This window comes from Streptosporangium sp. NPDC048886, from assembly GCF_055586905.1.
In genome coordinates this window covers 124,286-138,298 of record NZ_JBVJHH010000017.1, presented here as the reverse complement: position 1 = coordinate 138,298, position 14,013 = coordinate 124,286, and the positions used below count along the sequence as shown (strand labels likewise).

General features: G+C 71.3%; 9 protein-coding genes. 4 read left to right on the top strand and 5 right to left on the bottom strand.

Going from position 1 to position 14,013, the window contains the following annotated elements; all coding sequences use genetic code 11:
- Positions 1-31: 31 nt before the first annotated feature.
- The 3 genes from ACZ6R6_RS22410 to ACZ6R6_RS22400 all read right to left on the bottom strand — a co-directional run bounded on the left by ACZ6R6_RS22410 (position 32) and on the right by ACZ6R6_RS22400 (position 4,268).
- Positions 32-1,120, bottom strand: coding sequence for a glycosyltransferase (locus ACZ6R6_RS22410; protein WP_470096139.1), 1,089 nt, complete (start codon positions 1,118-1,120; stop codon positions 32-34).
- A gap of 19 nt (positions 1,121-1,139) precedes the next feature.
- Positions 1,140-2,402 (bottom strand): nucleotide sugar dehydrogenase, encoded by a 1,263-nt coding sequence (locus ACZ6R6_RS22405; protein WP_470096137.1) that lies wholly within the window; start codon positions 2,400-2,402, stop codon positions 1,140-1,142.
- A 198-nt stretch (positions 2,403-2,600) separates the two neighbouring features.
- A complete protein-coding gene (locus ACZ6R6_RS22400; RefSeq protein WP_470096135.1) occupies positions 2,601-4,268 on the bottom strand; it encodes a glycosyltransferase family 4 protein in 1,668 nt (555 codons plus the stop codon).
- A gap of 56 nt (positions 4,269-4,324) precedes the next feature.
- Here ACZ6R6_RS22400 and wecB point away from each other — a divergent pair, with 56 nt between their 5' ends.
- The 3 genes from wecB to ACZ6R6_RS22385 all read left to right on the top strand — a co-directional run bounded on the left by wecB (position 4,325) and on the right by ACZ6R6_RS22385 (position 9,641).
- Entirely contained in the window at positions 4,325-5,494 is a 1,170-nt protein-coding gene (gene wecB, locus ACZ6R6_RS22395; RefSeq protein ID WP_306860892.1) for a non-hydrolyzing UDP-N-acetylglucosamine 2-epimerase, read from the top strand.
- A 74-nt stretch (positions 5,495-5,568) separates the two neighbouring features.
- Positions 5,569-7,626, top strand: a complete 2,058-nt coding sequence (locus ACZ6R6_RS22390; protein WP_470096133.1) for a glycosyltransferase family protein — start codon at positions 5,569-5,571, stop codon at positions 7,624-7,626.
- Between the two features lie 335 nt (positions 7,627-7,961).
- Complete coding sequence (locus tag ACZ6R6_RS22385; protein ID WP_470096131.1) at positions 7,962-9,641, top strand: DEAD/DEAH box helicase; 1,680 nt, start codon at positions 7,962-7,964, stop codon at positions 9,639-9,641.
- A gap of 151 nt (positions 9,642-9,792) precedes the next feature.
- Here ACZ6R6_RS22385 and ACZ6R6_RS22380 read toward each other — a convergent pair whose 3' ends face one another.
- Together ACZ6R6_RS22380 and ACZ6R6_RS22375 are read right to left on the bottom strand one after the other, a co-directional pair.
- Positions 9,793-11,292, bottom strand: coding sequence for an SPFH domain-containing protein (locus ACZ6R6_RS22380; protein WP_470096129.1), 1,500 nt, complete (start codon positions 11,290-11,292; stop codon positions 9,793-9,795).
- Between the two features lie 46 nt (positions 11,293-11,338).
- On the bottom strand, positions 11,339-11,539 hold the full coding sequence (locus ACZ6R6_RS22375) for a hypothetical protein (RefSeq protein ID WP_470096127.1): 201 nt from the start codon (positions 11,537-11,539) through the stop codon (positions 11,339-11,341).
- A gap of 489 nt (positions 11,540-12,028) precedes the next feature.
- On the opposite strand from ACZ6R6_RS22375, the gene ACZ6R6_RS22370 reads away from it, so the two are divergent.
- Positions 12,029-14,005 carry an NAD(P)-binding protein gene (locus ACZ6R6_RS22370; protein WP_470096125.1) on the top strand — a complete coding sequence of 659 codons (1,977 nt, stop codon included), beginning with the start codon at positions 12,029-12,031 and terminating at the stop codon, positions 14,003-14,005.
- Positions 14,006-14,013 lie beyond the last annotated feature (8 nt).

The window sequence follows — 14,013 nt, the reverse complement described above, 5'->3', positions numbered from 1 at the left end:
GCGGACATAAGCAACATCGCCAGACAAGAAATCAGCTTTTAACCCCTGCCCATGCCTCCAACTGGGACACGAAACGGCGGGCCGAGTTGGGCCAGTGATGGTTCGCACGGGCCGCCGCATACCCTCGGGCGCCCTGAGCATGCCGCTCCCTGACGTCGTCCCGCAGGGTGAGCACGGCCTGGGCCACGGCCTTGGGGTCCTCCCAGGGCACGACCATGCCGCTGCTGTAGCGCTCGACCAGCTCCACCGCGCGCGGCGACGGGGTGGTGATCACCGGGATGCCGTGGGCCATGTACTCCACGATCTTCGTGGGCATGGAGTGGCGGTAGTTGGGCTCGTCGTGCAGCAGCGACAGCCCGGCCAGCGCCCCGTCGAGCCGCTTGAGCGCCTCGTCGTTCGGCATGAAGTCGCGCCATTCCAGCACGCCCTCGGCCACCGCCTCGTTCAGCGTGGGACGCGACTGCGGGTCGGCGTAGCCGATCAGCTCGACCGCCACCCGGTAGGGCCGCAGCAGCCGGGCCACCTCGATGGCGTCGCGCACCCCGCGCGCCTCCGACAGCCAGCCGAGGTAGACGACGCGGTCGTCTCCCGGCGGGGTCACGTCGTCGGGCACCCAGGTCTCGTTCGGGACGACCAGGTGGGCCCGGTGGAAGCGGCCGGCGTAGGCGGTCTCGGCGAGGAGCAGGTGCAGGCGGCGCTCGGCCGTGCCTTCGAGCATGCGGGCCAGGAAGCGCACCGGCGGGCGCAGGAACGCGGGCAGCCAGGGCTTCAGCGACAGGGTCGCCGGAGTGTCCTCGTGCACGTCCCAGACCACCGGGGGCCGCTTGCGCACGCCTACGACCGCGAGCAGCAGCTCGGGGTCGTGGATCACCACCAGATCAACCTGGTCGCGCATGCGCTTGAACACCTTGCGGGCGGCGCGCACGGCCGAAAGCCGTTTGCGCTCAGCCGCCCGGGGGAGATCGACGCCGTTCACCCACGACCGGGCCATTACGCCCCGTGCGGTGTACGGCGCGGCATACGTGACCTCATGACCGGCATCCACGAGCGCGCGGATCTGCCGGTGCAGGATCCGGGCGTCCTCGGGGTGATGCACCACCGTCATGACGAGCACGTGCACTGCGCGCAGCCCTCCGTCGCTAGAGCCGCTCGACGCGTTCACCCTCGGCGAGGACGCCTCGGGTGTCGAGCACGAGTCTGCCGTGGTCCTCGACGATCGACAGGTCGAAGGCGGCGTGCTGCTGCATCAGCAGCGTCACGTCCGCTTCGGCGACCGCCCTGGAGAGATCTTCCTCACGCGGCACCGGGCTACCGTCCACACGCCATTCCTTGACGTACGGATCGGCGAAGACCAGTTCGGCGCCGAGTTCGAGCAGCGCCCGCGCGACCGGCAGGGCCGGTGTCTCGCGCTCGTCGGCGATGTCGGGCTTGTAGGTGACGCCGAGCAACAGCACCTTGGAGCCGTTGACGGCCTTCTTGTGTCGGTTGAGCAGCCGCTGGACGCGGGCCACCACGTAGGACGGCATCCGCTCGTTGATCTCCTGGGCCAGCTCCACGAAGCGGAACGGGTAGCCCAGCTTGCGCACCGTGTAGGACAGGTAGGACGGGTCGACGGGGATGCAGTGCCCGCCGACGCCCGGTCCGGGCAGGAACTTCTGGAAGCCGAACGGCTTGGTGGCCGCCGCCTCGATGGACTCCCAGAGGTTGATGCCGAGCTCGTCGCAGAAGATCGCCATCTCGTTGACGAGGGCGATGTTGACGTGGCGGTAGGTGTTCTCCAGGAGCTTGGCCATCTCGGCCTCACGGGTGCCGCTGACCGGCACGACCTGCTCGACGAACTGGGAGTAGAAGCCGACCGCCCGGTCCCGGCAGGCGGCCGTGTAGCCGCCGACGACCTTGGGGGTGTTGCGCAGGCCGTACTTGGGGTTGCCCGGGTCGATGCGCTCGGGCGAGAAGGCGAGGTGGAAGTCGGTGCCCGCGACGAGGCCGGAGGCCTCCAGGATCGGGCGGGCGACCTCGTCGGTGGTGCCGGGCCAGGTCGTCGACTCCAGCACGACGAGCGTGCCCGAGGACAGGTTGCGGGCGACGGTCTGGGTGGCCCCCTCCACCGCCGACAGGTCGGGGCGGTGGTCCTCGTCCAGCGGGGTCGGCACGCAGATGACGATGGTGCGGCTGTCGGCCAGCACGGACTCGTCCAGCGTGGCGCTGAACCCCCCCGCCAGCATGTGTTCGAGGTCGGCGTCGGTCAGGTCGTCGATGTAGGAACGCCCCGCGTTGAGGGCCTCCACCTTGCGGGGGTCGACCTCGAAGCCGACGACCCTCAGGCCCGCAGCCGCGGCCTCCTTGGCCAGTGGCATGCCGACGTATCCCAGACCGATCACGGCCAGGTCATAGGCGCTCACGCGGCCTCCTTCCTCGGCCGCGCCCGCGAGGGCACCGCGCCCGCCGGCCGGCTGGCTGTGCTCACTCACGGGGTGACCCTGGAAAGCCGGAAACAACACTTCATGGTGGCAAAGGCTATCTCAACTCCGCGCAAGCCACGCCTAATGCGATTGAACGCATCACAAACGGCTGGGTTACCTGTCACCGACACAGGACCATCAACCCGCAAGCGACCGGTAAATATCACGGTAGGTCTCCGCGACACGGCTCCACGTGCGCTTCGCGGCCACCTCGGCCCGTCCGGCCTCGCCCATCGCGGCCCGGCGCGCCGGGTCGTCGCGGAGCCCGGCCAGGGCGTCGGCGAGCGCCTCCGGGTCCCCGGCGGGGACCAGGAGCCCGGCGCCGTCGGAGCCGACGAGCTCCGACAGGGCGGGCAGGTCGCTGAGCACGACCGGCTTGCCCAGAGCCATCGCCTCGACGGGCTTCAACGGCGTGACGAGCCGGCAGACCCGCAGGTCCTCCCGGGGGCAGACGAAGATGTCGATGGCCGACTGGGCCTGCAGCGCCTCGTCCGGACCGACCCGGCCGGGCAGGATCGCGAGGTCGCCCAGCCCCAGCTCCTCGACCTGCTCCAGCAGCTCCGGGCGCGCCGCGCCGTCCCCGACCAGCAGCAGCCTGATCGGGGCGCCCCGGTCGCGCAGGAGGGCGGCGGCGCTGATCATGGTCGCGAAGCCCTCGTAGGCCACGATGCTCGACACCGAGCCCATGACGATCTCGCCGGGCTCGATGCCGTAGGCGGAACGGAACGCGGCGCCGTCGTATTCGGCGGTCAGCAGCGAGTCGTCCACCGCGTTGGGCGCCAGGAAGATCCGCTCCCTGGGCACGCCCCGCTCGACGATCTCGGTGGCCATGGTCTCCGCGAGGGTGACCACGGCGTCGGCCGAGCGCATGATGAACGCCTCGCGGTCGCGCTGGAGCACGTGCCGCTGGCTGCCGACCCGCTTGGGGTCGCGGGAGGCCCAGGTCTCCTCCAGGAAGCCCCGGACCTCGTAGACCATCGGCGTGCCGGTCCGCTCCCGCACCGCCAGCGCCACCGAGCCGTTGCGGTGGTCGGTCGCGGCGTGCAGCACCTGCGGCCGGAGCGTCCTGACCAGCTCGGTCACCTCGCCGGCGCCCCGGATCATGCGGCCGTGGCTCTCGAACGGCACCTCGCCGCTGGGCAGCAGCCGGTGGTAGGGGGTCCCGTCGATCTCCTCGTAGGGCGTGACGTCAACGTGGCCCTGCATCATCGGCCAGCCCCAGCTGGTCACGACGTGCGGGTCCAGGCCGGCCGCCCGCTGCGCGGTGACGATCCGGTGCGTGCGCACGGTGTATCCGGCCTGGGTGTACGGCAGGGCGTTGGTGACGCAGTGCAGCACCCGGCCCTCGATCCGCTCGCCCACGATCACCTTGGACTTGGGCGGGATCGGGTTGGGCTGGATGGCCGCCAGCTCGCCGGCGTAGTAGGTGGCCCGGCGCTTGATGAAGGGGTATTTGACGTACGGCTGGAGCACCGCGACGGCCTCGGTCATCCGGCCGGCGTCGAAGTGCTCCTTGGCTCCGTTCCACGGGCCCTTGAGCACGCGCATGCCGAGTCTGCGGACCACGAACCTGGCCTGGCGCGCGGCGGGCCAGGCGAACCGTCCCACGACGGGGCGGAGCCTCGGCGGAAGGGTCTCCGCGGCCGCCTGCGCCACACGCACGGGGTCGGACTTGACCTTGGTCGCCACGACTCGGGAGACGATCACAGGGTGCTGGACGAACCCCCTGATGAGCCCGCGCAGACCGGCACGTGCCGACTTCGCGGAGATCTTGGAGGAGTCTGGCCTGCTGGCATCGGATACCACGCCGTGACCGTACCATAGGCAACGTTTGCCACACTCCCGCATGAAAGGCGAGGTCAATGAGGGACAACGCCCCACTGGGGACGACCCCGGACCCCGACAATCCCCTCGTCCTGCACGTGCTCGGCGCGCGGCCCAACTTCGTGAAGGCCGCTCCGGTGGTGCGTGGTCTCGACGCCCTGGGGGTGAGGCAGGGCATCGTCCACACCGGTCAGCACTACGACGCGCTGATGTCGGACGTGTTCTTCGCCGACCTCGGGCTGCCGGAGCCGATCGCCAATCTGGGCGTCGGGTCCGGCTCGCACGCGCGCCAGACGGCGGCCCTGCTGACCGGCCTGGAGGACGTCGTCCTGGCGCACCGGCCCGCGCTGGTCGTCGTCTACGGCGACGTCAACTCGACGCTGGCCGCGATCCTCGTCTGCGCCAAGCTCCACGTCCCGACCGCGCACGTCGAGGCGGGCCTGCGCTCCTTCGACCGGGAGATGCCCGAGGAGGTCAACCGGGTCGTCACCGACGCCCTGTCCGACATCCTGTTCGCCACCTCGCCGGACGCGCTCTCGCACCTGGCCAACGAGGGCGTGGACCCGGCACGCGTCCACCTCGTCGGCAACCCGATGATCGACAGCCTGTTCTCGGCGCTGGACCGCCTCGACCCGGCCCCGGTCCGCTCCCGCCTCGGGCTCCCGGAGCGGTACGGCGTGGCCACCCTGCACCGCCCCGGCAACGTGGACGACCCCGCCTCCGCCAAGGAGCTGGTCGACGCCGTGCTGGCGGTGAGCGAGCGCCTGCCCATCGCGGTGCCGCTGCACCCGCGCGGCCGGGCCCGCCTGGCCGAGGCCGGGCTGGTGAACGGCGACAACCTCCTCATCGTCGACCCGCTGGGCTACGTGGACTTCCTGTCCCTGGTGCGGGGCGCGGCGCTGGTCGTCACCGACTCCGGCGGCGTGCAGGAGGAGACGACCATGCTCGGCGTCCCCTGCCTGACCGTCCGGCCCAACACCGAGCGGCCGATCACCGTCACCCACGGCACCAACCGCCTGGTCACCCCGGCGCTGCTGCCCGCCGCCGCCGACCGGGCCCTGGCCGACGGCGCGGCGACGCCCTCGGGCGAGCTGCCCCCGCTCTGGGACGGCAAGGCCGGCCCCCGGATCGCCCGCGTGATCGAGGCCTGGCTCAAGGGCGGCAACCTCTCTCCGGCGGCACAGGCTGTACCGCCCAAATCCCTGTAAAACGAATATTTCGTCGCGGCCGAAGCCGTACGCTGGCACGACCCCGGATAAAGGCGATCCCCATGAGTTCCCCCATGAGTGAGCAGACCCCCGAAGAGCCGAAGTACCAGCGTCTCGGACCGATCAACTGGCTGCCCGAGGAGCGCAAGGTCGTCGAGCGCTTCGAGGAGCGCGTCCGGGACCTGGAGCGGCGGCTGGCCATCGCCGAGGCCCGCGCGGACTACGCGCAGTGGAAGCTGGAGTCCACCAAGGTCCAGCGGCCCTACCGGGTGGCCGAGGCCATCACGGGGGCCAAGGGGTCGGGGGTCGTGCGGCTGCCGGGCAAGCTCCGCATGGCGCTGCGGCCCCGCAAGGGGCCCGAGGCGCCCCGGCCGGTGGCCGAGGTGATCGAGGAGCTCGACCGCCAGGGGCCCGTCGTGGACGTGCCGAAGGTGAAGTGGCCGGCCGGGCCGGTCAACCGGCCGGACATGAAGGTCGCGGTCATCCTGGACGACTTCTCCCGGATGGCGTTCAAATACGAGTGGGACCAGATCGAGTTCGGGCTCCGCGACTGGCCGGAGATCTTCGCCGAGCGCCGTCCCGAGCTGCTGTTCGTGGAGTCGGCCTGGCACGGCAACCAGGGCCGCTGGCGCTACCAGATGACCGGCTCCAACGCCCCCAAGCCGGAGCTGCGCGCCCTGATCGACTGGTGCCGCGAAGAGGGGATCCCCACGGTCTTCTGGAACAAGGAGGACCCGCCCAACTTCGACTTCTTCATCGACACGGCCAAGCTGTTCGACTACGTCTTCACCTGCGACGGCGACATGGTGCCCCGCTACCGGGAGGTGCTGGGGCACGACCGGGTCGACGTCCTGCAGTTCGCCGCCCAGCCCCGGGTGCACAACCCGATCCAGGAGCGGCGCGGCCGGCTGCACGACGTGGTCTTCGCGGGCATGTACTTCCGCGACAAGCACCCCGAGCGCCGCGAGCAGATGGAGACCGTCCTCGCCCCGATCCGCGAGCTGGGCCTGCACATCTTCGCCCGCAACGGCACGGTCGACGAGAAATACGCCTGGCCCGCCGAATACGTCCCGCACATCGTGGGCGAGCTCCCCTACGACCAGATGCTGGCCGCGTACAAGATGTACAAGGTCTTCCTGAACGTGAACTCGGTGCTCGACTCGCCGACCATGTGCGCCCGCCGGGTCTTCGAGCTGTCGGCCTGCTCCACCTCGGTCGTCTCCGGCTGGTCACGGGCCATCCAGGAGACCTTCGGCTCGCTGATCCCGATTGCCCGCGACGAGCTGGAGTCCTACAACCAGGTCCTGCACCTGATCAACAGCCCCGAGCTCCGCGCCCGCCAGGGCCACCTGGCCATGCGCGAGGTCTTCGACAAGCACCTGTTCACCCACCGCGTCGACCAGATCCTCTCCTTCCTCGGCAGGCCCGTCGAGCAGCGGTCGAGGTCCGTCTCGGTGGTGCTGCCCACCAACCGCGCCGCCCAGATCGAGCACGCCATCTCCTCGGTGGCCAAGCAGATCCACCGGCCGCTCCAGCTCGTGATGGTCCTGCACGGCCTGGACATCGACCCGGTCGTGGTCGCCGACAAGGCCCGCATGGCCGGGATCTCCGACGTCGTGGTGCTGCCCGCCGACCCGTCGCTGTCGCTGGGCGCCTGCATGAACCTGGGCATCGCCGCGGCCGAGGGCGAGCTGATCGCCAAGATGGACGACGACAACCTCTACGGCGAGCACTACCTGTCCGACCTGGTCCGCGCCTTCGACTACTCCGACGCCGAGCTCGTCGGCAAGGGCGCCCACTACGCCTACTTCGAGGGCAGCAACACCACGATGCTCCGCCTGCCCGGTCTGGAGCACCGCTACAGCTGGCTGGTCCAGGGCGGCACCTTCCTCGGCAAGGCCGACATGTTCCGCCACTACGGCTTCGCCGACATCACCCGGGGTGAGGACACCCACCTGGTCCGGAGGCTGAAGGAGGACCGCGTCAAGATCTACTCCGCCGACCGGTTCAACTTCGTCTACTGGCGCAGCGGCGACGCCGGGATGCACACCTGGCAGGCCGACGACATCAAGCTCACCCGCAACGCCCAGTTCTCCTTCGTCGGCCACCCCGACGCCCACGTGATGATCTGAGCCCGCCGCGGGGCGGCGGCCGGGGTGTCACGCGGACGGCCGGACTGTTCGTCTCCCCCGCTCCGGGGCATGTCATGGAGTAGGCACCCCGCTGCCGGGCACCGCCCGCTCGACATCGTCCGGCCCCGCGCCGGTAGGGTCAGTCGGTCGACCGGCCCACCGCACGCGTGCGGCGGGCCGTCCGCCACGGCCGCCACACCGAGGAGGTGCCACCGCACCCCACCGGCGGAACCGGCGGTCTGGGGTCGCCACCAAGGATGGGACCTGCCGCAGGGACGGAACATGCGGTCACCGTGAGTCCCGTGCGCGTCCGTCCCGGAACGAGGAGCCCGACCATGAGCCTGAACACGACCGACGACACGAGCAGCTTCGCCGACCTGGCACTGCGGCCCGAGCTGCTGCGCGCGCTGTCCGGTCTCGGCTACGAGGAGCCCACACCGATCCAGCGCGAGGCGATCCCCCCGCTGCTCGAAGGGCACGACCTCCTCGGGCAGGCCGCGACGGGGACGGGGAAGACGGCCGCGTTCGCGCTGCCGGTCCTGCAGCGGATGGCCCGGGACGGGGAGGGCCCCGAGCCGATCGCGCTGGTGCTCGTGCCCACGCGCGAGCTGGCCGTCCAGGTCTCCGAGGCGTTCCACCACTACGGCCGCGAGCTGGGCGCGCGCATCCTGCCGATCTACGGCGGGCAGCCGATCGGCCGTCAGCTGCGGGCGCTCCAGCAGGGCGTCGACGTCGTGGTCGCGACGCCCGGCCGCGCGCTGGACCACATCGGCCGCGGCACGCTCCGCCTGGACGACCTGAAGATGGTCGTCCTGGACGAGGCGGACGAGATGCTCGACATGGGATTCGCCGAGGACATCGAGGCGATCCTGCAGCAGACCCCCGAAGACCGCCAGACGGTGCTCTTCTCGGCGACGATGCCGCCGCGCATCAACGGGATCGCCCGCCGCCACCTGAACGACCCGGTCCGGATCGAGATCGGACGCGAGACGACGGCCCCGGGCGAGGCCCCGCTCGTGCGGCAGACCGCGTACATGGTCCCGCGGGCGCACAAGCCCGCGGCGCTCGGACGCGTGCTGGACGTGGAGGCGCCCACGGCCGCGATCGTCTTCTGCCGCACCCGCGACGAGGTCGACCAGCTCACCGAGACCCTGAACGGGCGGGGCTACCGCGCCGAGGCGCTGCACGGCGGGATGGGCCAGGAGCAGCGCGACCGCGTGATGGGACGGCTGCGGAGCGGCACGGCGGACCTGCTCGTCGCGACCGACGTGGCCGCGCGCGGGCTCGACATCGAGCAGCTCACCCACGTGGTCAACTACGACGTCCCCTCCGCGCCGGAGTCCTACGTGCACCGGGTCGGCCGGGTCGGCCGGGCCGGCCGCGAGGGCGTGGCCATCACCCTGGCCGAGCCGCGCGAGCACCGGATGCTCAAGACCATCGAGCGGGTGACCAAGCGCCGGATCCCGATCGAGAAGGTGCCGACGATCGCCGACATGCGCGCCCGGCGGCTGGAGCTGACACGCGCCGCGCTGCACGAAAGCCTCCTGGAGGACGACCTGGAGCGCTTCCGCGTCGTGGTCGAGACGCTCGCCGACGAGTTCGACATCGTGGAGGTGGCGCTCGCCGCGGTGAAGCTGGCCCACGAGGCCGGCGGGGGCGCCGACGACGACGAGGAGATCCCGGACGTCACGCTCCGGACCGAGCGGGACGGGCGTGGCCGCCGTGAGCCCGCCGGACGCCAGGAACGGCGCGGCCCGGCGCCGACGGGCCGGATGACGCGCCTGTTCGTCGGCGCCGGACGCAACTCCGGGATCCGGCCGCAGGACCTGGTCGGCGCGATAGCCGGCGAGTCGCGCCTGACCGGGCGCGAGATCGGGTCGATCGAGATCGCCGACCGCTTCTCCCTCGTGGAGGTCCCGGAGTCCGCGGCCGACGAGGTGATCGCGGTCCTGCGGGGAAGCACCATCAAGGGGAAGAAGGCGACGGTCCGCCGGGAGCGCTACAGCGCGCGGTAGGCCGCGGACGCCCCGCGCGCCCGCGCGGGACCCTCCCGCAGGAGACGGTCCCGGCGGACGCCGATGGCGCGCGGTAGGCCGCGGACGCCCCGCGCCCGCGCCCGCGCGGGACCCTCCCGCAGGAGACGGTCCCGGCGGGCGGTCGCACGCCTCAGGGGGCCGGGTCGACGGCCTTGCCGTTGGTCTCGGGGCCGGTGCCGTTGGCGGCGGCGCCGTTGGGGGTGGCGCCGTTCAGGAGGGAGCGGGCCAGGCCGAGGCCGGTGCCGCCGAGGGTGAGGGCCTTGGCGAGCATCTCCTCGATGCCCTGGGCGCCGTTCAGGACGACCATGTGGTCGACGTTGCCGAAGGCCTTCGCCCCGGATTCGACGATCTTCGGCCAGTTCTCGGCGAGCTGCTGGGCGATGACCGCCTCCTGGTTCTCCGCCAGGGCCTGCGCGCGGGCCCGGATCGCCTCGGCCTCCGCCAGGCCCTTCGCCCTGGCGGCCTCGGCCTCGGCCAGGCCCTGGGCCTGCGCGGCCTCGGCGGCGGCCAGGCCGCGGGCCTTGGCCGCCTCCGCGTCGCCGAGACCGGTGGCCTTGGTGGCCTCCGCCGCCGCCAGGCCGCGCAGCCGTACCGACTCCGCCTCGGCCGCGGCGGCCTGCTTGACCTGGGACGCCTGGGCGGTGGCCCGGAGCTCGGTCTCGCGGGCCTCGGCCTCGGCCTGGGCGATGCGGGCGTCGCGCTCGGCCTGCGAGAGCGTGACGGTCTCGTACGCCCTGGCGTCGGCGGGTTTGCGGACCTGGGCCTGGAGCCGCTGCTCGGCCAGCGCGGCCTCCAGCTCGGCGGCGCGGGTCTCCTGGACCACGACCTCCTGGCGGGCCGAGGCCTCCGACAGCGGGCCGGCCTGGCGGGACCGGGCCTGCGCCTCGTCGATCTCGGCCTGGTAGGCGGCCTGCTTGATCTGGGAGTCGCGCCAGGCCGAAGCCTTGTTGGCGGCGGCGATCTGCTCGGCCTCGGTGGCCTCCTGGTCGCGCTGCGCCTCGGCGATGCGGGCGGAGGCGGCGATCCTGGCGGCGTGCGGCTTGCCGAGGTTGGTGATGTAGCCGGTCTCGTCGTCGATCTCCTGGATCTGCAGGGAGTCGACGATCAGACCCAGCTTGATCATCTCGTCGGCGGCCGAGGCGCGGGTCTCGCCGGTCAGCCGTTCGCGGTTGAGGATGAGGTCCTCGACGGTCAGGTTGCCGATGATCGAGCGCAGGTGGCCGGTGAACAGCTCGTGGATCGCGCCGTTCATGGAGTCCTGCTGGTCGAGGAAGCGGCGGGCGGCGTTGGCGATGGAGTGCAGGTCGTCGCCGACCTTGTAGATCACCACGCCCTTCACGACCACCGGGATGCCCTGCTGGGTGACGCAGGAGACCTGGAGGTTGGCGGCGCGGCTGTCCAGGCGCAGGCGGCGCGCGGTCTGGAAACCGGGGAGCACGGAGGTGCCCTTACCAGTGACGATCTTGAATCCGAGGCTGTCGGTCAGCTCGGTCTTACCCCGGGCGCCGAGACCGGAGATGATCAGCGCCTCGTTGGGCTCGGCCACCCGCCAGACGGCCTTGAACAGCATGATGATGACGAGAAGGGCGACAAGGACGGCGCCCCCGATGACGAGATACTCCGTGGGCATCACAGTCTCCGCGGTGGAGGGAGAGGGGGGAAGGAGAAGGAGGGGGTCAGACGAGCGCGCGGGCGACGTAGACCGTACGCGGCGGGAAGTAGTCGACCACGATGACGATCGAGCCCGCGGGGATCTCCTCGTCGGGGACCGTGGCGTGCGCGTAGAACGCCTCGACGCCCCCGCGGACCGCCACCATCACCTCCCCGACCAGGCCGGGACCGATCTTGCCGGTGACCCTGCCCTGCTTACCGACCACGCGAGGCTCCTCGTCCCGTCATTAACCGAAAACCCGAATGCGGACGCTACTCCGATATGCCCTGATTCACCACCCGCCCCCGAGCGAGATAGGCGTTGTCGGACTATCGGCGCAAATCCCTGCGCTTCATCTCTGCCCCGACAACGAACGCAATCGTCAATGCGTTCCTGGACCGGACGGCAATCCGGCCGTCCGGCCACCCCACCCCGCCGGCCGGGCCGCCGCGCCCCGCCGGAAGGTCCGGCACGCCCGGCCGGCCGATCCGGCGCGCCCCGCACATCCATCAGGAAAGTGGCATTACCGCACATGCCACTGAAATGATTCCGGGCATCGCCCGTTTCCGCTTACCAGCCGGTGCCTTTTCCCCGGTGGCATCGGGACGTCCGATCGGCGAATATCATTAATGGCGTTCCGGCCCGGCGGGCAAAAACTTGCCGGAAACGGCGTGTGGCGGGCGGGGGATTTCCCCCTGATCGTGATGATCGCCCCATGACCGATCCCCAGGAGATCACTCCGATCAGGGCCCGCGAGCTGGGCATGGACCGGCCCATCTCCCGCCGCGACTTCTTCGACGGGGTGGCCATGACCGCGGGGGTCGCGGCGCTGGGCGCGCTGGCCGGGTGCGCCGACGCGGGGCGGCCCGGCGCCATCGGCACGGGGAGGCCGGGGGTCCCGCCCGAGATCGTCTACCCGCCGGACCTCACGGGGCTGCAGGGCAACACCCCCCAGGCGCTGAGCGTGCCGCACGCCCTGCGCGACGGCCGCTTCTGGGACTACGCGGGCGCGCCCGAACCCACCGGCGAGCACTACGACCTGGTCGTGGTCGGCGCGGGGATCAGCGGCGTCAGCGCGGCCCACCGGTGGCTGGAGCACGCCCCGGACGCGCGGATCCTGATCCTGGACAACCACGACGAGCTCGGCGGCCACGCCCGGCGCAACGAGTTCCACCCGCAGGACCGCGGGGGACCGCTGATCGGGTACGGCGGATCGCAGTCGATCGAAGCCCCGTCCGCGTGGACCCCCGAGGGCAAGGACCTGCTCGACAAGATCGGGGTGAAGGTCCGCAGGTTCGAGAAGTACTTCGACCAGAAGCTCTACACCGACCTCAAGATGTACGACAGCGTCTTCTGCGACCGGGAGACCTTCACGAGGGAGAAGCTGGTCGTCTTCACCCCCGGCAAGAAGGCCCCGGAGTGGATCGCCGAGCTGCCGGTCGCCGAGCAGGCCAGGAAAGACCTGATCATGCTCTACGGGCACCCGCCGGACTGGTTCCCCGGCCTGTCCGACCGCCAGAAGAAGCAGCGCCTGGCCGGGCTCACCTACGCGGAGTTCCTCAGGGACGTCTGCAGGGTCCACCCGGACGTGCTGCGCTACGTCCGGACCATGCCGAACGACGAGTGGGGCTACGGCTGCGACACCTTCGGCGCGATCGACGCCTGGGGCAGCGCCGGCGCCCACGGCTATCCCGGGTTCCGGGGGCTGGGGCTCGACAGGTCCGAGCCGTCGGAGTACAACTCGCCGAGCGTGATCAAGCAGTGGAAGGCCGACGACCCGTACATCTACCACTTCCCGGAGGGCAACCAGGCGCTCGTCCGGATGATGGTCGGCCGGATGGTCCCGGGCTTCGCCACGGCCACCGGGATGGCGGACATCAGCACCGCGAGGTTCGACTACGACCGGCTGGACCTGCCGCGCAACCAGGTCCGCGTCCGCCTGTCGTGCCCGGTGGTCTCGGCCGCCAACGACGGCGACCCCGCCACGGCCGCCACCGCCACGGTCGGCTACTTCGACGGGGACCGGGTCAGGACCGTCCGGGCGGCCGGCGTGATCATGGCCTGCTGGAACATGGTGATCCCCTACCTGGTCGGCGAGCTGCCGGACGAGCAGAAGGACGCGCTGCGCAAGGCGGTCAAGGTGCCGATGCTGTATTCGACGGTCCAGCTCCGCAACTGGGAGTCCTGGAAGCGGCTGGGCGTCCACCACACCCGCTTCACCGGCGCCTACTGGTGCGTGGCCGAGCTCGACTACCCGGTGAGCATCGGGGACTACCGGCGCCCGGACACCCCGGACCAGCCGATCAACGTGCACATGATCTCCACCCCGGCCGTGCCGGGCATGTCGCCGGCGGACGGCTCGATCGCCGGGCGCCACAACCTGATCAAGACGCCCTACGACTACCTGGAGTACAGCATCCGCGACCAGCTCACCCGGCTGCTCGGCCCGGGCGGCTTCGACCCGGCCCGCGACATCCAGGCGATCACGGTCAACCGGTGGGGCCACGGCTACGCGCCCGAGTACGCCACCCCGTGGAACCTCGACTTCTACCCGCGGGGCCCGTTCCCCGCGGCGCTGGCCCGCCGGCGGGCCGGCCGGATCGCGATCGCCAACTCCGACTCGGTGCCGGCCGCCTACGCCGACGCGGCGATCACCGCCGCCTACCGCGCGGTCAGGGAGCTCCAGACGTGAGCGGGCCG